Origin of the sequence: Mesorhizobium sp. M0028 (assembly GCF_040323855.1) — a bacterium.
GTDB lineage: Bacteria > Pseudomonadota > Alphaproteobacteria > Rhizobiales > Rhizobiaceae > Mesorhizobium.
In genome coordinates this window covers 16,344-38,503 of sequence record NZ_JAMYVG010000035.1, presented here as the reverse complement: position 1 = coordinate 38,503, position 22,160 = coordinate 16,344, and the positions used below count along the sequence as shown (strand labels likewise).

Sequence of the window (22,160 nt, the reverse complement as noted above, 5' to 3'; positions counted from 1 at the left end):
CAGGGCACCGGCACGACGAGCAGCGGGACCAACATGTCCGGCGATCAGGGCACCGACACGACCACCACCAGCGGCACCACAAATCAGAACTCGGCCAGAGACTGCGCGCCCGGCCAGCAGACTGGCAGCGCTCAGCAGGCTGCGCCAGGTCAGCAGGACACGACAGCCAATACCGCCGCGCCGGGCCAAGTGAAAAAGACCGACGAAGGTTGCTGATTGGCACATCGGCTCGGGTTGGAATCACCAGCGTGTGGCTGGCTGGTCTCCCCCGACCACCGGCTAAGATAAACTCGGCTGGCGAGCAAGTTGCCGCCAGCCGAGCATCAGTCCAGGAACGTTTGCGCTTGCCGTCCAGCCGTTCGCGCACTCGCGATCGTCGCTCTCGGCAACAGGCGGCGCCCCCGGCCAGGACGTGTCGCATGTGCGCGCTGTCGAAGGAGGCGCCCAGCAACATTTCGCGTGAAGGCCGCGGGCACCCGATAGATCGTAACCTTTCTCTGCAATGAGCGCCTTGTCGCCGGCGATGGACCTCCGGCTCTTACGCATTATGGAGATCACATGTTGGTCCCGGCACCCGGTGCCGGGAGCAGGTCTGCTTCGGAGTGTCGTGACAGAACTGGGCGACATGGTTGCGGTGGAGTAGGCGCCGTCGCCCTGGATGAACAACAACTGTCGCATGCGGTGCATACGTTGTCGAAGCTTTCGGTCGGCCGCGGCCGCATCGACGACGACCACAACGGCATCAAGTCGTTGCTGAAAGCCCGCAAGGTATCGTCAAGACATAGCGTGCCGGCGAAGATCCGCCCTCGCGACAGGGATTCGTCAGGCCGATCGGTCGGCAACGCGACCGGCCAGATGAGCGAGAGCTCGGTGCTGGTCTCGACCCGGCTCGTATAGAGGCCTGAAGGGACATCTCCAAACGATCATCGACGGTCGTCGATCACTGCCGACTACGAGTCGAGGTCGTATGGCTCGTGGCCTAGCTCGTTGTGATGAAGCGCCTCTGCCATACACCTGATGTCGAACGCTTGGCCGCACGCCGGCCAGAGGACGAAATACTCCTCCTCCCGAAGTGGCGATGCATCGTGGTTTTGGGGGATGACGATGTCATTGTATTCGTCGGGCATTGGGTCCTCCGGCAACGCCGCCCACCATGCTGGAACGCCTGCCGGCAGGATTTGTTTCAAAGTTACTGCGCTTAAGAAGGAGGGCCGGAACGGGTGAAGCACAATGTCGGTAAGCGCAAGGCGACGGCGCCCGAAACTCATCACGTGAGCTGAACGACTGCTTTTGCCAACTCGATGCTCGAAACCTGCCGATCTGCTTAGGCCGGTTCCGGACATTCGTGACCGGCCTCATAAGTCATAAGAAGCGCCCACCACCTACGGGACTCAAGCCGACATTCCCCGAGCCTTTCGCCAGGCACGGACTCTTTGCCAACCGCACATTTGAAGCCTATGCTTCCCACATCGGCCGCCAGCGCGTCGGACGCAGCCGACAGTAAGAGGTACGTGCTCTTGCCCGCATGGAGAGAGAGCCATGCCCCAATCCCTTCTTCGCAACCATGTATTGAAAACCCTCTCCTCGGAGGATTTCGCGCTTTTGAGGCCGTCACTGCATCACGTCGAACTCAACATCAAAGACCAGCTGGAAGTCTCTTATCAGCCGATCCAGCGTGTGTATTTTCCAGAGATGGGCATCGCGTCGGTGGTCGCTACGATGACCGGAGGGCGGCAAAGCGAGGTCGGCATCGTCGGCCACGACGGCATGACAGGAGTTGCCGTTATTCTCGGCCAGGACAAGTCGCCCAATGAAACCTATATCCAAGTCGCAGGTAATGGCTGGATCCTCCCGGTTGAAGCTCTTCGCTCTGCGATTGCGGAGAGCCAATCCCTTCGCGAGTCACTGCTTCGCTATGCCCACGCGTTCCTCATCCAGTCGTCCCGGACGGCACTGGTCAACGGCCACTCCAAAATCGAGGAGCGCTTGGCCCGCTGGTTGCTGATGGTCCAAGACCGCGTCGAAGGAAATAAGATCTACCTGACGCATGAATTCCTGGCGACAATGCTTGGTGCCCAGCGCCCCGGCGTTACCACGGCCCTCCAAATGCTTGAATATCGGGGGCTGGTTCACGCCAAGCGCGGCGAGATCACGATTATCGACCGCGTTGGAATGATACGACTCACGCATGGTGCTTACGGGGAGGAGGAGCAAAGTCACTTCGGCCTAGCCTCCGCCTAACTGTCCTAAATCAGACAAACCCTTGCAAGCTACCGAATTCGTGCCCTAAATCGTGTGGGTCAGGGTTCAGGGAGGAATTCTCGATGACCACCACTTTTGACACAGTCACGGTTGAAAGAGCCGCCGAAGCCTATGTTCTCTCCAGAGGCAAGGCCCACTTCCTTTCGATAGCACAGGCAATCCGCGCCATCCGAACACTCATGCCCGCATGCAGGGCCACCGACCGCGAGCTGGAGGAGCTCTTGGCGGCAGCATCCATTATTCACGGTGTGCCAGTCGCGTTCGACTTAAAAACAGCCGTGGCCGCAGAACCACGGCTCCATTCATAGGGCCGGTGATGCCTGCGCTCGCGCAGACGCCTACCTTATCGGACGTTCGCCAAGCGATTGTCCGCCACCTGATCGACAACATCGGCAGCCCGAGGATTTCGATATCCGAGGTTAGCCACACTATCAGGAGAATGCTTCCCTTTGCGAACTCACGGACTGGCAACTTGGCGATCTCATTGCGCGAAGCGCGATCGATGCGGGATTCGCGATTGAACTCGACGCCGCGGATCCCTAGGACGCATGTCGAGGCTCAATAGCGGAACAGCCGCTTTAGCCATGTGGCTCCCAATCACGGACGGTCAGGTTGTGGCCCACGTACAGCCGCCAGGCGGCAACGCGCCTGATATCGCACTTCGAGATCAACTCTGCCGTTTCCTGTTAGCCGAAGTTGCAAACGGCCCCGCTCACAATCGTGGTTGCGCCTTTGGGCATCGTGGTTCAGACCGCTGGCGGATTAGAACTCATATTGGCTTTGCGATCGGCTCATCGCTGCCGACTATCGGGGACCTATATAAAGGGGCATGTCCACGCGCCGTAAAATCAATGCAACAGCGAAGCTGATTGGAGAGTGGCCTTTAACCCCGGCTGCAACGTTTGGATCGTCCGTCAGAGCGAGGGGTATTTTTCTCGAAATACGCGCCCGCCTTCCAACGGACTTCAGGAAACTGCTCCATATCGAGTCCCGCGTGCTTACCCTGCGCGTGTCTCAGGGCGCCGAGAATGATGTGCAGGTGGTATTCGGGATCGTATCCAAAGCACTGCAGAATATCGAAGACCTGCCCGTAATCCCCCGTGAAATCCAGGACATTCTGACGATCTCGACGGCCGAACGGCACCGCTGGCTGAAAGATGGTCGCTTGCAGAGCGCCGGGACGAAAACGGTGAAACTCCGCGGGCGGGCAAGGAACATCACCTTTCACGTGTTCAACCCGCAGCACGTGGAGGATGTGCTTGACCGCGACCTGGTTACGGTCTGGCGCGAACAGGACGCAGCGACAGCTGCAGAGAATAGGCGGCGAGCCGCGGGGAAGGCCGCTATGAAACGTGCTCAAAGAAGCGGTCGCGGAACTGCAGCTTCAACTGGCTACGGCCCCGACGAGAACGCGCACTCCAGTTTGCGCGGCTGGGAAGATTTTGAGAATGACGGACTCCTGCGCTGATAGGCCGGGCGCACAAGCAGGTTAGAACGTTTGCCTGCGCCGTGCGAGATGCGCAAGAAGGGCCGTCGAACGCATCGCGTTCAGGACCCGCTTCGCAGGAACACCGCCCTTGCGCGCCATCTCGACACCCCAATGCATGTGATCGAGCTCGCGGATCGAATGAGCGTCCGGATTGATGCTGAAGATGCAGCCCTGATCGAGTGCCTTTTGATGCCAGCGCCAGTCGAGGTCGAGTCGCCACGGATGTGCGTTGATTTCGACAGCGACGCCGTGTTTCGCACACGCTTTGAGGACTTTGTCGACGTCGAGATCATAACCGGGTCGGCGCAACAGCTGGCGACCGGTCATGTGCCCGATGATTGTCGTCCGAGGATTTCCGATCGCCTCGATGATACGCTCCGTCTGTTCCTTCTTGGGCAACTTGAAGCGGCTGTGCACGCTCGCGACGACGAAATCGAACAGCTTCAAGATGTGATTCGGGTAATCGAGCGAGCCATCCGCCAGGATGTCCGCCTCGATGCCCTTCAGTATGCGAAATTTTCCCTTGTATGCCTTGTTCAGCCGGTCAGCTTCGCGGTGCTGTTCAGCAATCTCCTGCAACGAAAGGCCGCCTGCGTAGTGAGCGGACTGCGAATGATCGGCGACACCATAGTATTCGAAACCGCGCTTGCGCGTGGCTTCCGCCATTGCCTCAAGCGTTTCGGTGCCATCGGATGCGGTCGTGTGAGAATGCAGGATGCCATGCAGATCTTCATCCCGAATGAGGGCGGGTAGCTTCTGCTTTGCCGCTCGCTCAATCTCGTCCCTGCCTTCGCGCAATTCAGGCTCGATAAACTGCAAGTCTAGAGCTTGATAGATTTCTTCTTCTGTCGCTGACGCGATCAGCTTTCTCCCGCGATGAAGCCCGTCGGCGTTTAGGGTGAACCCCTTGTCTGCCGCGAACGTCTTCAGTTGCTTGAGGTGGTCTGCCGAACCGGTTGCTTCGAGCAGGCTCGCGCCAAAGTGCTTCCTGTCCGTGACAACAAGCCTGAGGGTCGTATCCTCGATTCCAGTCGATTTTCTGGCCTGCGCTACCAGGGCGAAATCGGAAACGAGCTCGCAACCGCGCCGGAAGTCGCCTGCAATTTCGACGCGCGAAAAGTCTGGATGCTCTTGCTTCACCGATATGACCGCATGTTCGAGAAGGGCGGCGGCCTTGTGCAGGTGAAGTTGCGTTTCGCCGCTTCGCACGATGGCCAGGTTCTGCAGGAGCTTTGTCTGAAGCGCGGCGCCGAGGCCTTTGACTGGGCGTATGCGGTCTTCTCTTACTGCGGCCTCGAGCTCCGCCAGCGAGTTCACGCCGAGCGCCTGATGAAGCTTCAGTATCTTATCGGGACGAAGCCCGGGTATGGCAAACAGCTCCATCACGCCCGCTGGAACATCCTCGCGCAGCTTCTCAAGGCTTGGGTGCGTGCCGGTTTGGTAAAGCTTGGTCACGATGTCTGCGATCGCTTCACCGATCCCCGGGATCTTGGTGAGGGCGCCGGCGGCGATGATCCGATCAAGCGGCTGCGACAGCCCCGTCAGACTGTCTGCCGCGCGCAAGTATGCCCTTGTGCGATAGGGATTGTCGCCGCGCATGGACGCCCGTTGCGCGTATTCCCTCAAAAGACTGGCGACGGTCCTCGGATCGATTTTTGCCATGGCTTCAGCCAAACGAGGCCGATCTCCGCAGGTTCCAATCAGGCAAGGCCATGAGCGCCGCGTTGCCCTTTAAATCCCGGCTTTACTGCCTCTTCCCGCGTCGGACGCTACAGATTGGGCAAGGATTGGTCAGCGCGGCCCCATCCTTCCAGAGCTTTGGAGGCTGCGCGTTTCTTTTAATTCAGGAGTGACGTTGTTCGCCAGCGGTGATTCATGCACCTCGGCCGAATTGGTGCCGTCTTGCGACGTTGCATTGCGTCTCAATCCCGACGTCCAGAACAATATTCCCTACCATACATGATGTTGGAACGCGTGCGCAGACGGGCCGGTGAATTCGACGTGTTGCATTTTCACGTCGACGCCCTCCACTTCCCGATAATCCGGTAGTTTGCCCAGCAAACCCTTACAACCCTTCACGGCCGCCTTGATCTCCCTGAGCTGGCGCAGCTCTATGCGATATTCGACGACATTCCGCTGATTTCAATATCTTATGACCAACGCCGACCCATGCCGCCGGTCAACTGAGTTGGGACCGTGTATCACGGCCTGCCTCGCGATATTCTCCGATACCGGCCCAAGGCCTCTGGCTATCTTGCATTCCTTGCTCGCATCTCACCGGAAAAGGGGCCGGAAACGGCAATCGAGATCGCCGCGCGCGCCGGAATGCCGCTGAAGATCGCGGCCAAAATCGACAAGGTGGATCGATCATTCTGGGCGGAGCGAGTTGAACCCCTGGTGCTTCGCAGTCCGAACGTCGAGTTCGTTGGCGAAATTGATCAGTGGCAAAAAGCGGAATTTCTGGGCAATGCGACAGCGCTTCTATTCCCCATAAACTGGCCGGAACCCTTCGGGCTGGTTTCCATCGAGGCGATGGCCTGTGGAACTCCCGTGATAGCCTTTAACCGCGGCGCCGTTCCAGAGGTCGTCGATGATGGTGTGTCGGGCTTAATAGTGGACAGTCTTGACGAAGCTGTGGACGCGGTGCGGCGGGTTGGCGGCCTGAATCGTGCCCTGGTGCGGCGGACTTTTGAAGAGAGGTTTTCGGCCGAGCGCATGTGTAGTGACCATGTTGCGATCTATCGGTCGCTCATGGACGGCGAGCGAAAGCATCTGGCTCCTGAAAAACCAGCGCTAGAAAGTATTAATCTAGCGCAGGCTCTGGCTCCTCTGCGGTCGCACGCTCACTAGCGGAGCTCTTCGTCATCGTTGGCCAACAGACGAAGGACGGTTCTCTCGATCGCATGATCACGGAATTTGAGCTTGAGGAATACAGACGCTGTTGATGAGGATGGCTCCGCGTCGGTTCAGCCGGATTTAAACGTATGCCTCAACCGGCCTAGTCTCTTCTGGCTGATATGAATACCGAAGTCGAAGAACGGCAAACTCGATCCCGCCTTGGCTCTCCCGGCACCCGACGAATCCGCACCGCGCGAACCGCATCGGCATTTGCGCTGAAGCAAGAGGACTGCTTCATCGTCGCCGACAGCTACGGCGACATACGAAGCACCGGCGACGGGCTCTTCCGCGACGACACGCGTGTCCTGTCGCGCTTCCGGCTGTTGATCGCTGGCCGCATGCCCTCATTGCTTAGCGCGTCCTTGTCGCAAGACAACATCCTGTTCACAGCCAATCTAACCAATCTCGCCGCAGTGGGGCGAAACCTCGCTGTCGATCAGACCGTGCTCGCTGCTCGCCCCGAGGACGGACCTTGATTGGCGATTTGCAGACGCTGGAGCCGGGAACGCCGCCCGAACTGCGCGGCGGGCTTTTGGTGCAATAATCAACCCACTGTAGACCGTCTGGCCACAACTAGCTCAGGACAACCACGATCTTGTAGGTATTCGGGTCGACGATGACGATCCGGCCCGGTTGCGGATGTAAGATGTACAGGTCGCTCCGAAGAGCTACTCTGAAGCTGAAACACGATGCCGGCATCTTTATGCCTGTAGTCTGGCTGCTTGGGGTTTACGTGCTGACCGCAATCGTGCTGTTTTCTCTGCGGTTGATCAACGTGTTCTAGGATTCGCCCGCAAACGAAGAAAAAGCCCGCCGCACCCTTCGCGGTGGGCTCCGGTCCGATACACCGTGGCGGGGCCGCCGCCTATCGTCCCAGTGGTAGCTTGGAGGCCGAAACAAGTTCTTCCTCGTCCTGTATCCCGGCCATGTAGTTCGCAATGATCCGGGACGCGAGGGCCTCACGTTGATACTCAGATTGCGCATCGACCTTCAAGCCGGGCCGAAACGAAGGAACCAAAATCGCAGTGTTCTTGAACGGTCCAGCCAAGGCAGCCGAAGCCCAGAAGTCCGCTAAGGCCCGGCGTTGAGCGGTGTGCTGATAGTCGTTCTTGGGATCTTGCGCGTTGTCCGGAGCCGCAGCCGCCGCAATGCTCGATACGGCGCATCGGCGTTGGTAGTAAGAATCGGTTCTCGCCGACTTGGATCGGCGCTGCGGCGAGGATGCCGATCCTGCAGCAGCCGTCCCGCTTTCGGCCAAAGCTAGCGTACATTCATTCGTTTTGTAGCCGTGTATCCCACTACACGGCGACTACCATGCCGGCCCTGCTCGAATTGCTATAGGTGGTAGGCCGGCGGGAGCCTGTATGAGTCTTGCGCGGGACATTAATCTGTGAACGGAATGTCTAATCGACTTTATGCAATGGGAGGTCATTATGTCGATCGCCAAAGGATTTGTTGCTTCGCGTCGTTCTGTACTACTTGGATCGACAGTGCTCGTCGCGTCGAGCGCACTGCCGGATACCGCATCTGCTCAAGACAACGAGTTCGAAGTCGCGCAAGAGTTCTCGCCATCCACCAGCGTCGATTATCGCCGACACAATGCTCGTATCATTCGACGCAATAACGCAGCAAACCAACCGGGAATAACGGACATCTTCGTCTCGCCGGGGCGCGACACGCATTTCTCCAAGGCTCTGCGTCGGGTTCATGCCCAACTTGATGATCATAATTGGGGGCTTGCTGAACAGGAGGCATTCGATGCCATGAACGGCGCGCTCGACGATGCTTATCGGAATGCGCTTAGACATCCGGCGGTCTCGACGACAGGAAGTAGTGTAAAGACTGACTTTGAGGTTTTTGACGATTTAGCGGACTACATTGGAGACAAAGCATGGGGCCCTGAAGCAAAACCACCTCCCAAGTTCAAATTCACTAATCCTCTCGGCGGCCTTGCATTTGAAGGCGAAGGACTAGATCCTCCTGCATCGCGAATGAGTCCGCCGCCTAGTTTTCGGTCTGGTGTAACAGCGGCTGAGATGATCGAAATTTATTGGGGCGCGTATTTACGAGACGTTCCATTCACAGCTTTCGCTAGCTCGACTGGCCCGGATTTAGCGAAAGGCATCCCCCAAGAGAAAGCGACGGAATATCGCAATGCCGTATCCCAGGCACGAGCGGACCTTGAGAAGACAGGCTACTACTCGGCTCTCGGAGGTGTACCCGAGAACCGGTTCATGCGCGCTGATCTCCGCGACACGGAGAACCCAGGAAGGTTTGGCTTCCCCGGCGTCGAGCTTGGGCCTTACCTTTCTCAATTTCTGCTCAGCGGCACTCCCGAGCCAGGCCGTGCCGCTAGGGCGGCTAGCGCGCGCCTTGGCGTGGTGGGGTTTGGCACGCTTCGGCTCAGTCAGCGCCAGAGAACTGTCTTGCCGGATACAGACTACCTCTACACCCCCACTACCGATCGATCCGGCGAAAACTGGCATGGGGTACACAATGGTGATCGGAGTGCAATCGGGAGTGACGCCTTCGACTTTCCGCCTGAACCAAGCGGATCAGCTCCTATATCAGACCGCGAGATCGAGCGTGCGTTCAACGACACGCAGCTCTTTATCAGGAATCCCCGCGATGGAGCAAACTACGTACACTTTGACAAAATATACCAGGAATATCTAGTTGCCGCGTGCATCCTCCTTGCGGGTTTGCCACGCGTAGGGGACACCCAAGTACTCGCTAATACTCTGAATAACGGCCAACCTGACGAGATATCATTCCTTAATGCGCTCGTATCGGAATTCGGCGATGTGAGAGATCAGCTACTAAACTACGGAAACCCTTACCGCACGGCAAAAGCGCAGGTTGGTTTCGCCACTTTCGGATTAACCCATATCGTCACGTTGTTGAGCGAGGTCTCCACGCGCGCGCACAAGGCCGGATGGTACCATAAGTGGGGATGGCGGCGGCTGCGGCCGGAAGAGTTTGCTGGGCGTATACAAGTCAATCTTAGCACACAGCGCCAGCCCAGTATGCCGGCACGACATCCCATTAGCACTGATATTGACCCGGCTCGAACAAGTGTCTTTGATCTCCTGAAGAGCAAACACAGGGTGAACTCTTATCTGTTGCCTCTAGCCTTCCCAGAAGGATGCCCGACACATCCTGCTTATCCTTCTGGCCACGCCACTGCTGCTGGAGCATGCGTTACTGTCCTGAAGGCTTTGTTCAATGAAACCTATGATATGACGGGGGTCGATAACCCAATCTACGTGCCTGACTTCACCGGAAAGTTTCTTGTCCCTGCCGCTGAGCAGAAAGTGCTATCCGTCGGTGGAGAGCTTAACAAGCTTGCTAGCAACATCACTACTTTCCGTGAGTTCGCGGGCGTGCATTGGAAGAGCGACAGCATCCAAGGCATGCTCGTAGGAGAACAGGTAGCGCTCAAGATTCTGATTGAGCAGACGGCGAGCGCTAACATGCAGGGTAGCAGAGCAGGAGACATCCTTCCCTACTACCGAGAGCGGCGGAACACGCCGCTTGGCGCGCCATTCTTTCGGCTAACGCTCTTTAGCGGAGAGGCAATCGACATCGTGGACGGCAAAATATTTCGTGTCGATGATGCGTTCGATGATAAGCAAAACTCGGTCTACAATCCACAGGAGGATTGGAAGCGGACTGGTGACGAGCTCAACTTCTCCGACCTGGTGAGATTACAGGGATTCCCTCGCTATGACTAAATGAGCGTGGCCTGTCCCCGTCCGAAGCCGGCGTACGTTCGATTGGAATGCCTTGTTTGCCATGAGGCTTCGTTGGAAGGTTTCGGTGCGCGCCATCGCCCGCCGCGCGTTTGATCTGGGGCTGGTCGACGCTGCGCAATATCGCACCGACACCATCCAGCTTGTAAAAACCGGACAAGCAAAAGTAGAGCGCTATGATGAACGTGTCGCGGTCGAGGAGCCAGAGCTGCTGCGCGCTGCCCTCAGCTGGCTTTCCAGCCGCGACAGGATCGTGCTGCACCGCCTGCTTAGCAATCTTGGCATGATCCCGGCGCTGTTCGCACGGCTCACCGGCGAGCGCATGCCGACACTATCTCACAATGTTGTGCCGCTTGGTACGGCTAAACCCTTATGAATGCAGTCTCCGAGCCGTTTTGCATACAGCGACATGCCGACACTGCCTTTTATGCGACTTTCAGAGCACAAAGCATGAACGCTGTTGCACAGCAGCATTTATTTCCTACTCTCCATCTAGCCAGCTTTACGCCAAATGCACGCCTTCGAAACTACCGCCTCTTGACCAAATAAGCACTGGTGATCGCCCTCGCGAAAAAGATACCGCGTTCCTTGTGGTCGCCCTCTTGTGGTCGCTAATGTGAAGACAGGTTCGACAGTTTCGTAGAACCCTTGCGAAAGCAGTCGATACGTTGCACCGCTGTCCTTACTGAGACCCGACTCGCGCTGGTAGTGAGAGGACATAAGCCATGGCGCGTCCGACATTTTGCCATCCTGGGCGTCGAAAACAATTGAGGGGAATCAATTGCAACCATTGCGTCAGCGGAAGGAATAGTTATTTTTCGATTCGGGGGAAATTTAGTTGACCACTTCTGGAACAGTGTTTTCAGCAGCCCCATCTGCTGCTGGATATTTATACCAGGCGCGTCTTGCGCTCGCCTTATGTCTTCGCCATGCCTATGGTGACGCGGGCATTGAAGTTGCAGTTGAGCGTCTGGATGACGTCTCGTTCGAGACTGAAGGGGAGGCCCGAGAGCTCCTCCAGACCAAACATCATCTTCGCCGTACTGCCAATCTAGGTGATCTCTCCCCTCACCTTTGGAAGACGCTGCGGATTTGGAGCCATCTAGCACTTGAGGATCCAAATCTACCGAACCGTACCCGTTTAGTACTAGTGACGACTGGACTGGCTCGACCGGATGACGCGACTTGGTTGCTTCGGCCTCATCGCGGCACCGGTGAGCCGAGCGTCGACAATGCGCGCATTGCTGCTGAACTCTTGACGGCGGCGGCGGAAAGTTCAGAGAATCAGGCGCTGCAACCTGCATTCAAGGCCTTTCTCAGCTTGACCCCTCGAATGCGAGCATCATTGCTGAGTGCGGTTCAGGTTCTAGACGCACAGCCTTTGCTTACTGAGCTTGATCCGATTATCGAAGATCAGCTTAAGATGGCCGTTCCGCGCGGGGGCACCGAGCGTGCCCGGGAACTGCTCGAAGGATGGTGGTGGCCCCGAATCTGCCAAGCGTTGATTGAAAATCCGCCAGGCACCGTCTCGATCTTAGAAATGGAGAATCGTATCGACGAAATAAGGGAGACGTTGCAGCGAAATGCCCTGATTGCTGACCAGGAATTCGCCGCACCACCGGAAGCAGACCTTGCCGCCTACGAAGCCTATGGGTTTGTTCGCCAGCTCAAGGCGATAGGTATCGGCGGCAATCGAATAGAGTCAGCCAAACGTGATTTCTATCGCGCATTCTCACAGCGCTCACGCTGGACACGTGAACATGTCGTCTTTGACGGCGAAATTTCGCGCTTCGAAACGACACTGTTGGAGGAATGGGAGCCACGTTTCAACGCAATGTGCGACGAACATGGCACAACAGATCCCGACTCTCCCATGCTTAGACAGGCGGGACAAGATGTCTACCAGTGGGTCGAGACTGACGCACGTTTCCCCTTCCGATCACTTGTTAAGCGCTTCCTCAACGTCGGCTCGTTCCACATGCTGGCCAACGAGCTTCGACTCGGGTGGCATCGCGACTTCGTCAGACTCTGCCGGAAGGATGATTGATGGCACTGACCCGTTGGTCCCAGCCTTGGCGAGATCGACCCTCAGAGCAAGCTGCGCTCTTCAACCCGGCCTTCTGTGGCGAGCTGATTAGTCGAACCGTGGCAGCGTACGATATTGGCCGAGGCGGGCCATTGCCATTCGCTCTGGCCTTTCTTGTCCTTCCACTTGCTTTGCACCCAGGCGCGCGCGCAGCACTTCCAGTCCGGTCGGACACCACCTTCGCCACATGGGCGGCCGAGCATGGCGCTATGCTTGCCGAGTTGCCAGATCGTGTCATGGCGTTGCGTCCCATCACGCGAGAAGCCCTTTTGTTCTTGACGCAGCACAGTGCGTTGACGGTTACAGGCAGGGGCGTTGGGTTGGGATCCAGGGCGCTCAAACTCACTCCTAAACCCGCGATCACGACTGACGACGCCCAAGCCGCTCGCCGCATTGCGGGTTTTCTTGGCCGTTGGTTGGCCAACCAAGCATCGACGGCTTTCGTTTTACAAACCTTGGGAGTGCGACCATGAGCGTCCAACTTCGCGCGATCGCAATATATTCCCACGAGGGAGAACGGCGAGAAGTCCGCTTCAATTTGGGCTGCCTCAACATTGTCACCGGTGGTTCCAAAACTGGAAAGTCCGCCTTGCTCGACATCGTCGACTATTGCTGGGGGCGCGACGAGTGTACGATTCCAAGAGGGATCATTCGCCAATCAGTTTCATGGTTCGCCATCCTCCTTGATCGTGACGGCGAAGGCGTGCTGATCGCGCGAAGGAACCCGACAGGTTCAGCGAAGGTTAGCGACGAGATCTACTTCCAACGCGGAATCGACGACTTACCTGCGGACACGGCGTCGTTTTCGAAAAACGTTACCGCTGATGGACTGCGCTCCCATCTCTCCAAGCTTCTCGGCATTTCTGAGAACCTCTACCAACCTGAAGCAAGTGCAACTCGGCTGCCGCTCGAGGCGTCTGCTGGCCATGCCATTCTTTTTGCCTTGCAGTTTCAATACGAAATCGCCCATCCGCGCTTGCTCTTTCACCGGCAGAGTGATCCCTACGTCCCGGCCGCCATCAAAGACACTCTGCCCTATTTTCTCGGCGCTATGGAGGACGATCATTTTCTGAAACTGAAGCGCTATGAGGAAGCTCGGGCGCGGCTACGCAAACTTGAGCGCGAGTTCGCCGAGGCCAGAGCATTGTCGGACGAGGCCAAAGGCACAGCACTCAACCTGGCCACTGAAGCACGCCGACACAACCTTATCGTTGCCGACGTCCTCCCTGATTCGATTCCAGAGCTTCGCGCGCTGCTAGCGACAGCCGCCGCAGATAACAATTCACCGACAACCACCGTCGATGATCCTACTGCCGACTTATCAGACCTCGAGGAACGTCGTCGCGAGGTTCGCAGTCAGCTGCAAGGGGTGCGAGAAGACATCAATGATCTTCAACGCCTGCAGCGCGAGGCCACGGAATTCGAGCGCGAGGCCACGGAACAGCGTGCCCGATTATCGGCTATTGGCTTGGTACCAGCCGAGGCCACGGCCCACGACCTATGCCCCTTGTGTGACAGCCATCTCGCGACTCCCGTTCCATCGGTCGAGGAACTTGAACGGTCCTTGCGAGGACTGGAGTCGCAACTACAGGCCGTTGGCCGCGACACCCCTCGCCTGCAAGGGCGCTTAAGAGAACTGGAAATCGAACGCGACCGCATAGAGGATGAGCTTCGCTCGGTCCAGCGCGACATTGGCCAGCGGATTTCTGAAAATGAGCGGCTGCGTGTCGAACAGGCACAATTCACCGAACGGGCACGGGTGCGCGGTCGGATCGGATATTATCTGGAAAATGTCCAGGCAGTCACGTCCAACGACGGGCTTAGATTGGCAATTGCGCGCACCGGGGCAGAAGTCGAGGAACTAGCCAAAGCGATTGACCAGGAGGCGATGGAAGAACGCTTGGCCACCGCGCTTGGTCTCATCAGCCGTGACCTAACCCGGTTCGCAGCAGCACTTGAACTTGAGCACGGCGAAAACGCCCTGCGCCTCGACCGCAAAAACCTGACTGTTGTCGCCGACACCATCGATGGCCCTCTGCCCCTCACGCAGATCGGCAGTGGTGAAAACTGGGTCGGCTATCACATCGCTGCGCACCTTGCGCTGCATCGGCTGTTCAGAGCACGCAAGCGCCCGGTGCCGGCGTTCCTGATGATGGATCAACCGTCACAGGCGCACTACCCGCGCGAAGCTGATATTGGAGAGATCGCGGGCACTGACGACGAGGACCAACTGGCGGTGGCGCGTTTGTTTAGATTGCTGTTTGACTTTGCCGAGGAACTCACCCCTCGGATGCAGATCATAGTCACTGACCATGTTGAGCTTATTAAGGACTGGTTCCACAACTCGATCGCCGAAAAATGGCGCGACGGTATCAAGTTTGTTCCGGCAAACTGGCTACGCTGATCTATGGTGGAGTAAGGGCGACGCGAGCGGTCATTCAGCCCCTTTATCGGGCACTTCAATCCGCCATATGGCGGCGGGCTCGATCAACCAGCTTCCAGCAAACCGGCTTGGTTCAGTGCGATCATGTCGTGCGGCGTACATACAGGCGATCGTAGGATGAAACAGGAGACCGGAGGCACGCCACTCCCTGCGCAGCGTTCTTCATCGGGCGCCAGGGCTGCCCTTGCTGGCTTCGACTATCAGTTGGACGTCTCCATCCTCGCTGCACTCGATTTGCTTCTCATTCGGAAGTCGGCATCCCAAATCATCCTTGAACCCGAGAATGACGAGGATATCGAAGCCGTTCTAGACTCAGAACGTACAGATACTACTGAAACTCATAGCCGGATGCCCGGCTACTCCCTGATCGTTCAGGTAAAACGGAGAACCGGCGAGCCTTGGAGCGTCGCTGATTTTCAGGCGCTGCTTAAACATGGCAAGGCGCGTAAAGCGGCGCGGGAACAACTGGAGAACCCACTCAATCGCTACCTCCTCGTCACAACGGCCGCAGTCCGCGGCGCTCTTCTCAATTTGCGGGTCGAAGACTTCGAGGAGTGGCCGGAACAGGGACGTATGTCTCAGGACCTTCGGCAGAATCTTCCAAACGGGGCGGACGGCCGCGTCGCCATCTGGGCAGGCGCTACAGACTATGTGATTGGACAAAAGATCCAGACACTACTGGGCTTCCTCCATGTTCCTCACGATCGATTGCCAGAATGTCGGGCAAGGCTCAGGCAAGAAGCCGGCAGGCGCATGCGCAGCCTTGGCCCATGCGCATGGTCACGCGATGACATTGAGGTACTCATCCGCTCTTGTGGAGGATTTCTAGCAAGCTCTGCCCGGCTGGAGCACTATGTGCGCCCGGCAAATTGGGGCGAGTTGTACGCTAAGCTCCAGTCGGCTAACGCGCTCCTGATCAAGGGACCTTCGGGTGCGGGAAAGACGCTGGCCGCGCTCGCACTCTGCGAGGAGGCACGCAAGGATCAACCGCACCTTGCCATTGTGTCCCTGTCTGACAATCCCGCGCAGTTGAGACCGCAGCAGAGTGGTCCAACGCTGTTCTATGTCGATGATCCATGGGGTCAATCCAGGCTCAAACAGGGACATGAGCCTTGGACTGTCCAACTGCCGCGCATTTTCCGAGAGGCTCGGCCAGACTGCCGTTATATCGTCACCAGTCGCACTGATATGCTTGCATTGGGCAAGGCTGAAGACGAGCTGGAGCATTGGTCTGTCACACTCGACGCGGCTAGCTACGAGGACGGACAACTCGCGAAAATTTACGACCGACGGATCGATTTTTTGCCCGCTCAACTTCAGGCACGAGGCTTGTCCTTTCGCTCGCATGTTCTGAAGAACCTCACGACCCCGCTTGAGATTGATCGCTTCTTCGGCGAACTTTCCAAGGGGCCAGAACCGGATGAGAATGATGGCGCGCTCCTGCATCGGGCGATCGCCCTCGCACATCGGGAAGCCATTCAAGGGGTCGTGGTGCAGGACTTGGTCCAGGACACGATCGGTTGGGCTGCTGTGCTATGGGCATTGTTGCGGGCGCGATCAAAGGTTGATCACTCCACGTTGACAATTCTGCAGCGCAAGATGCGCCAGCACGACGAACGATACAGTGCGGGTCTGACACCGCTGGCCAACTTCCTGGTAGCCGCACGCCATCTCCGGCAACCTCAAGACAGTATTAGTTTTTCCCACCCGTCTGTGCGCGACGGATTCGAGACGTTTCTGCAAAACGATCCAGCGCGTTCCGCGGCAACCATTGAGGCTCTTATCGACGGCCTAACCCGCATTCAAGGCGATCGAAAAGACTGGGCTATTGAAACCGCTGCGCAGGTTGCCAGGTTGGGGCTGGAAGAATTCTCTGGTCATTTCGAATGTCCACCATCTGCCCAAGCTATCCTGGACCAGTGGTTGACTGCAGGTCTTCTCGACCGGGCATCGCAGTTTTCGGAGCTGCTATCGCTCGCCTCAACCGTGGCCAGCGCGGACTGCCAACCTGGCAACCTAGCGCGTTGGTTTACGACAGGTTTTCAAGTCGGGGGGCAGGTGTTTAATGACGAATGGGCTTCGCCGTCCTTCGACGAGAAATGGAAAGCCGCTGTCCGCGACAATCCGTACAGCCATGCCATATGCGCCCGGTTCGTACGAACGGTTCTGGCACAGACAAATGACAATTATGGTGCGGACTTTGCGACCCGAATTTCTGAACTTGGCGGAAACCTGACGGACGCCTTTCTCGATGCTGCGATGCAAGTGGCAAGCGGAGGATACTATCACAATGCTTCGACAATCGCGGCGGCCTCCTTGGTTGACCTTCCCCGACATGAAAAAGTACTTGCAGCGGCTTTTGGAACTCTAAGGGTCGGGCCCGAACAGCGAGCTGAACTCGATGCCCTTTCGGAAAGAATTCAAAACGGCGAGCTCGATGCAGCGGCCGAAGATTGGTACTCTGATCCGGGAGATGGTCATCTTGGTCCCGAAGAGATGGTCACGGCATATGTCGATACGATCCGTGCCGATGGCGATTGGGAAGCGCTTTCCCATCACGCTCTGCTGAAGGATCTGCTTCCCTATTGGTGTGATGCGATCCACGCTTCGCCTGGTTCGGCCTCGGTAGATGAAGTCGAAGCAGTGGTCCAACGCGGGACCCACCTTGGCTGGGAAGCTCGAGCTTGGCGACTGGCGGCAACGCGATGGGACAATCGTTTCTTACGGCAACTCACCGAGCGAATCCTTGCCCAAGACGACGATGCTGAGGTGCGAAGCGCCCTTGGCTTTTGCCTTGCAAATGCCGCATCCGAATCGATTTCGGAGGTCCTGTCGTTTCCAAGTTTGACGGCGCAACAGCGCGTCGCCATCACTTTCGACCTTTGGAGCGTCGCGAAAGACAGTACCATCGCCGATCACGTGAAGGCGCAGTTGCCTTTCGGCGAGCAAGAAATTTTCGGATTGCTGAAGAGAGAGGGCGAACTATGGGAACCCGCGACCGGTGCGGCGCTGACGCTTTTGTCCGATACTATCCCGTCAGCCTCGCCGGCCCTGCTCAACCAAATTGCGCGTATAGAGTTAGCAAGCGGCGAACCACCCGATATAGCGCTCAAGAGAGCCCTTGAGCTATCAATTACGCCGGTTGACGCCGTTGATGCTGTTTCGCTGGCAGTCCATGCTGAGAAGTGGGACCTCGTCCGATTTGCCCTGGACCAGCGTGTTGCTGATGCGCGCCAACTCGCCCTAGAGACACTCGGTGCGCGTGAGTCAACGCCTTTCGGCCCGTCTCTTCTCGCGTTAGTCGATGACAAGGGAAGCCGCGTCAGGCGTGCCTTGGTAGGGCTTCTCTCAGAACGCCAACATCCCAGGCATTACGATGTTCTACTCAAGATTTGTCGCGACAGCTGGTCCAACACGGAACCATTTCATGATGAACCGCCATCTTATCCGATCGCAAGAGAGGCAATCGATGCGATCGGAAGTTACGATCAGCTCGACGATGATACTTGCACCCAACTGATCGATATTGGCTCAACGAGCACCGACCGTCTTTTGAGAGTCCGAGCGTTTACAGTCGTTGCAAATAAAGGGACTGCTGGGGCTCGGCGAGCACTTTGGGCAGTTTCGGAGTCACGTCCGTTTGACTGGCGGAATGTGGACGCCATTGATGCCTTGGCTGGTTCCCCCTTTGTTGAGCCAGATATCGTTTCGTCCGTCGGGCTAGCCGACCTTCTACGCCAACCAGCCCCTATCGCAGCGTCAAAGTCCGTGCTGGTTGCTGCACACGCAGATATCGAGGTAGCGGGCGCCACGTTCGATAAGATCGCGCATTCCGATAGCAGCTTGCCACTCTTGTTACTGGGTTGCGTGTTGCTTGCCCGTCGTGACCGTTTCCTGGCCAACCGATTGCTCGACCTGCTACCAGAAGGCCATGTTGCGAGGGGTATTCTCGATATCTCACATCAAAATTTGCTTCCGTCTGGTTGCATCGACGATCTCGGCCATATCCTGGTTCGTCAAGAAGTCCTTCATTGGCTTGGCCGCGGTATCACTACCGAGAACCGAAAAACGCGCCGAAGCTCGGTGGCGCGGCGGCGTTTCGCAGCCTGGTGGGAAGTGGGGAGCGGCGCTGTCGTCTAACGACTGTTCACCCCGAGGCAAACTTCTAAGTGAATCCACGCTGCCGAACGACATGCCTTCATTGAATATTCCAGCGAGCACGCCGTGCTGATCGGCGCCAATATCCCACCCAGTCGCTTAGGTAGCTTGGAAGGCGCAAAGATCGAAGCGGTAGCGAGGATAGAACCGCTCGACTTTTCGTCTGCACTTCCCCCCGAGTCGCGTCTGAAGATGAACCGTTTCTATCTCATACCAAGCGCAATGCGCCGCTCGCCTTTGATATTTATGATTATGCAGCCAAAGGTAGTGCGCAGATTCGAACCGTCAGATCGGGCGACGACTTGGCCCTGACAGGGCGAAGACGCCGGCGTCACGCCAGTTGATGGTGGACGGGGAGCTTCCCGCGTCCTTCATCAGGCCGGGCGGCCTAGGGGTGGAACTTGACGGCTCCCCCATTTTGACCTATTTACAGAATTCTGTAATTTTAAAATTTGGAACTATCGCTATGACACAGCTCGAATACGACAACATTTTCGACGCTATCACGGACGATCCGATGGAAGCTGCGGATTTGACGTTGCGGTCGGATCTCGTCAACACGCTCGTCGCTATCTTCAAGGAGCGCGGATGGAAGAACTCCCATATCGGCGCAGCGCTTAACATCCCCCAGTCACGAGTTAGCGAACTTGTGCGTGGTAAGATCGCCGTGCTCTCGGTCCAGAAGCTTTTTGGATATCTGGCAGTGCTCGGGTATCGCTTCAGGCCGGCGCTGGACGGTAGCCATCATGTGGTCTGCCGAGTCGAAGAAAGACAAAGAGAGGCCGCGTAACGGCCTCTCTTTGCTCTCGTCTCCTATTTCTTGGTAGACGTTTTGTCTTTCGCCGCCTTGGCTTCGGCTTGGATTATATCCCGAACCTGGGCCATCATCTCCTTATAGCGGGAGAGTGCGGTATCCATTTCCTTTCGATCAGCCTTTTCGCTGGTCTTCGTAAAGGAATGGAGGATGTAAACCGTGTCGAGGTGCTTTGCGCAGTAGAGGGCTCGGTACGCCGGCGAGCCGTTTTCTCGTAGTTCGATAACGCCCTTCCATTCACCCTTGAGAACCTTGAAGTCGTCGAGTGGGTCGTCGCCCTCTTGAACTCTCCGGATTTCGCCTGAAAAATTGATTCTAATATCTTCTGGAAGGTCCATGAAAGCGCGCTTGGCGCCTTCGTTTATAAACTTAAATTTCTTGGACATCTAATTTCGGATTCCTCATTGCTTGTATCTCTCTCTTTCTCCCACTCACCGGTGGGGCTGGGTCACAGCCTGTCGCAAAACGCAAACAGAGCTACGAACAATAATATACATTATTGCTCGCCAAGAGTCAATACAAGAATAGAGGGATTTCCTATTATTCGACCATACACGCGGCGAAAAAAGGTGTCAAGCAAAATTTTAAAAATAATTCGGGTCGCCGAAAATCCGCTTAAAGCTTGTTTGCAGACTCCGGTGACCGTCGGCTTCGGCACGTACCACCAAGTGCCGCCCATCAGCCGGTTGAGATCGGTCAGCGAATCCGTCCTCGTCCAACAGAACGAAATTTTGGATGCCGACATGCGCCAGCTGCTGAGCAACGTGCGAGTTACCTCCGCCGAGGCCACCAGGCCGAAGTAACCATCATGCGAATGCCTCGGGGCTAAAACACTTCTCCTGATAGTCGTAACAGGATCGTGCCCGACGCCATCGCTAGGAGTTGATGCATGTCCGCATAATATTGCGATCTTGTGCAAGTATCGAAGACGACAAGCGGGGGGCATACAGACTCTTGGGGCGCCAAAATTGGGCCTTGATAAACTGGCAGCGGATCGCGGGGTAGCCGTGTCGTTCAGCGGGCCGCGCCAGTCGAAAAATAGCGCCAAGATTTCACCGGCCAGTGTGAGGACGCGCGTCGACATCGACGCATCTCCTGGCAGCCTCGTCGGTGTATACCCTCAGAGAGCGCAGGTCCGGTCTGCCGCCATCAGAATTCGTGGTGCTCATCCTGACCCATAGCTAGCAGCTGACCGGACCGTGGTCCTATTTTTGGTTCAAAAACAATCTCCGCCTGTTATTCGGCGCTATAGTTTTGAAATATTCCGTGGAAAATATTGATCCGGCGAAACGAGTGCATTTTCAATAACTTCATTTCGTGAAAATTGGCTGCAAGGTCGAATCGTTTCAGACAGCCTGTTTCTGGGCCTGCATCACCGAAGATGGCAGGCTTGGCGGAACTCAAGTTGGCCGGGGCGGAAACGCGGGTTTGAAAAAGTGAAAATTCCTCTTTCCGTTTTTTCATTCGTCGTCAGATCAAAGAGTACCAGATGACTGGATTGCCAAGGGAGAGCCCGGTGAAGCCACTGGCGGGATCGAACAAACAAGGCGAGCGCTACGTCCGGCCGGACGCGGTGGCCGCCGAGATAGAGGCGGTCCTTGAATGGCCGCTGCCAAAGGCGTTCGCTTTGGGTGCGGCGGGCAAGCTGCGGCCTCAGACGCTTGTCTACCTGATGCGAAACTGCAAGCCGAACCGACCTACTGCGCAATATGATGCCCTGATCGTTGCGTTCTTCTCAAGGCTGCAGCGGGCCGGCGCTCCAATGACAAGGGATATGTCGAACCTGGACAGGGAGCGCGTGGACGATCTGGTCAAGGACAAGGCATTGAAGTTGGTAGAAACCGACCGCCTCGACATCTTCGAGATGAGTTTCAAGCTCGGTGCGGAGCGGCTTTATCTGACCGCAAAGGCCGCCGTTCGGCTTCGCACGAATACCGAGGTCTCGCGCGAGGACCTGATCGAACCGGGCTCCGACCTGACCGGCGAGGAGGCTGCGGATTCGCTGAGCCTGGCCAAAGGTGGGGCGATGCCTTTGGCGGAAGCCAAGGCTATGTTGAACCAGATCTACGAGTTGCTCACCGAAAAGGAGCGCCTGGCAATATTCTACGTTCATCAGGCTGGCCTGACCGAGAAGGAAGCAGGCGAGCAGATGGGCTGCACGGACCGCAACGTCCGATACTTGATCAAGAGCGCGAGCCGGAAGGCCCGGGCGAGCGAGGAGAGCGCGCCACGCCAAAGGCGCGGGAAAGAGTGAGGCC

Annotated in this window: 18 protein-coding genes and 2 pseudogenes; 15 read left to right on the top strand and 5 right to left on the bottom strand. The window is 57.1% G+C overall.

Annotated features, from left to right (window positions below; genetic code table 11):
• Positions 1-216 (top strand): hypothetical protein (locus NKJ93_RS32445; protein ID WP_502904416.1); only part of this gene is annotated, 216 nt, incomplete at its 5' end.
• Between the two features lie 474 nt (positions 217-690).
• Positions 691-897 carry a hypothetical protein gene (locus NKJ93_RS32440; RefSeq protein ID WP_352593447.1) on the top strand — a complete coding sequence of 69 codons (207 nt, stop codon included), beginning with the start codon at positions 691-693 and terminating at the stop codon, positions 895-897.
• Between the two features lie 53 nt (positions 898-950).
• Here NKJ93_RS32440 and NKJ93_RS32435 read toward each other — a convergent pair whose 3' ends face one another.
• Positions 951-1,127 (bottom strand): hypothetical protein, encoded by a 177-nt coding sequence (locus tag NKJ93_RS32435; protein WP_352593444.1) that lies wholly within the window; start codon positions 1,125-1,127, stop codon positions 951-953.
• Between the two features lie 412 nt (positions 1,128-1,539).
• Between NKJ93_RS32435 and NKJ93_RS32430 the strand changes: the two genes are divergently transcribed.
• The 3 genes from NKJ93_RS32430 (at position 1,540) to NKJ93_RS32420 (ending at position 3,730) form a co-directional block, all read left to right on the top strand.
• A complete protein-coding gene (locus tag NKJ93_RS32430) occupies positions 1,540-2,241 on the top strand; it encodes a Crp/Fnr family transcriptional regulator (protein ID WP_352593441.1) in 702 nt (233 codons plus the stop codon).
• A gap of 83 nt (positions 2,242-2,324) precedes the next feature.
• Positions 2,325-2,570: a hypothetical protein gene (locus NKJ93_RS32425; RefSeq protein WP_352479079.1), complete on the top strand. Its 246-nt coding sequence runs from the start codon at positions 2,325-2,327 to the stop codon at positions 2,568-2,570.
• A 521-nt stretch (positions 2,571-3,091) separates the two neighbouring features.
• Positions 3,092-3,730 carry a hypothetical protein gene (locus NKJ93_RS32420; protein ID WP_352593438.1) on the top strand — a complete coding sequence of 213 codons (639 nt, stop codon included), beginning with the start codon at positions 3,092-3,094 and terminating at the stop codon, positions 3,728-3,730.
• 21 nt (positions 3,731-3,751) lie between these two features.
• Here the strand turns inward: NKJ93_RS32420 and NKJ93_RS32415 are convergent, their stop codons facing one another.
• On the bottom strand, positions 3,752-5,413 hold the full coding sequence (locus NKJ93_RS32415; protein ID WP_352593450.1) for a DNA polymerase/3'-5' exonuclease PolX: 1,662 nt from the start codon (positions 5,411-5,413) through the stop codon (positions 3,752-3,754).
• A 187-nt stretch (positions 5,414-5,600) separates the two neighbouring features.
• Here NKJ93_RS32415 and NKJ93_RS32410 point away from each other — a divergent pair.
• The 9 genes and pseudogenes from NKJ93_RS32410 to NKJ93_RS32370 form a co-directional block, all read left to right on the top strand.
• A pseudogene (locus tag NKJ93_RS32410) lies at positions 5,601-6,601 on the top strand (glycosyltransferase family 4 protein); the annotation flags it as partial.
• 167 nt (positions 6,602-6,768) lie between these two features.
• Positions 6,769-7,056, top strand: a pseudogene (locus NKJ93_RS32405) (glycogen debranching N-terminal domain-containing protein); the annotation flags it as partial.
• Positions 7,057-8,082: 1,026 nt separating this feature from the next.
• Positions 8,083-10,383, top strand: a complete 2,301-nt coding sequence (locus tag NKJ93_RS32400) for a vanadium-dependent haloperoxidase (protein ID WP_352593435.1) — start codon at positions 8,083-8,085, stop codon at positions 10,381-10,383.
• A gap of 85 nt (positions 10,384-10,468) precedes the next feature.
• Positions 10,469-10,777, top strand: a complete 309-nt coding sequence (locus tag NKJ93_RS32395) for a hypothetical protein (RefSeq protein WP_352593432.1) — start codon at positions 10,469-10,471, stop codon at positions 10,775-10,777.
• Between the two features lie 462 nt (positions 10,778-11,239).
• The gene (locus tag NKJ93_RS32390) at positions 11,240-12,448 is read left to right on the top strand and encodes an ABC-three component system protein (RefSeq protein WP_352593430.1); all 1,209 of its coding nucleotides are present in this window, start codon (positions 11,240-11,242) and stop codon (positions 12,446-12,448) included.
• On the top strand, positions 12,448-12,960 hold the full coding sequence (locus NKJ93_RS32385; protein ID WP_352593428.1) for a three component ABC system middle component: 513 nt from the start codon (positions 12,448-12,450) through the stop codon (positions 12,958-12,960). Before NKJ93_RS32390 ends, NKJ93_RS32385 begins: the two co-directional genes overlap by 1 nt.
• Complete coding sequence (locus tag NKJ93_RS32380; protein ID WP_352593425.1) at positions 12,957-14,891, top strand: DUF3732 domain-containing protein; 1,935 nt, start codon at positions 12,957-12,959, stop codon at positions 14,889-14,891. The genes NKJ93_RS32385 and NKJ93_RS32380 overlap by 4 nt, the downstream gene beginning before the upstream one ends.
• 156 nt (positions 14,892-15,047) lie before the next feature.
• The gene (locus NKJ93_RS32375) at positions 15,048-19,070 is read left to right on the top strand and encodes an nSTAND3 domain-containing NTPase (RefSeq protein WP_352593422.1); all 4,023 of its coding nucleotides are present in this window, start codon (positions 15,048-15,050) and stop codon (positions 19,068-19,070) included.
• 484 nt (positions 19,071-19,554) lie between these two features.
• Positions 19,555-19,878 carry a helix-turn-helix domain-containing protein gene (locus NKJ93_RS32370; protein WP_352593419.1) on the top strand — a complete coding sequence of 108 codons (324 nt, stop codon included), beginning with the start codon at positions 19,555-19,557 and terminating at the stop codon, positions 19,876-19,878.
• 23 nt (positions 19,879-19,901) lie between these two features.
• Here NKJ93_RS32370 and NKJ93_RS32365 read toward each other — a convergent pair whose 3' ends face one another.
• From NKJ93_RS32365 to NKJ93_RS32355, 3 genes are all read right to left on the bottom strand, one after another.
• Positions 19,902-20,288 carry a type II toxin-antitoxin system RelE/ParE family toxin gene (locus NKJ93_RS32365; protein ID WP_352593416.1) on the bottom strand — a complete coding sequence of 129 codons (387 nt, stop codon included), beginning with the start codon at positions 20,286-20,288 and terminating at the stop codon, positions 19,902-19,904.
• Positions 20,289-20,398: 110 nt separating this feature from the next.
• Positions 20,399-20,986: a hypothetical protein gene (locus NKJ93_RS32360; RefSeq protein WP_352593413.1), complete on the bottom strand. Its 588-nt coding sequence runs from the start codon at positions 20,984-20,986 to the stop codon at positions 20,399-20,401.
• A gap of 152 nt (positions 20,987-21,138) precedes the next feature.
• Positions 21,139-21,366 (bottom strand): hypothetical protein, encoded by a 228-nt coding sequence (locus tag NKJ93_RS32355; RefSeq protein ID WP_352593410.1) that lies wholly within the window; start codon positions 21,364-21,366, stop codon positions 21,139-21,141.
• Between the two features lie 52 nt (positions 21,367-21,418).
• On the opposite strand from NKJ93_RS32355, the gene NKJ93_RS32350 reads away from it, so the two are divergent.
• Positions 21,419-22,156, top strand: a complete 738-nt coding sequence (locus NKJ93_RS32350) for a sigma-70 RNA polymerase sigma factor region 4 domain-containing protein (RefSeq protein ID WP_352593408.1) — start codon at positions 21,419-21,421, stop codon at positions 22,154-22,156.
• The last annotated feature ends 4 nt before the right edge of the window (positions 22,157-22,160 follow it).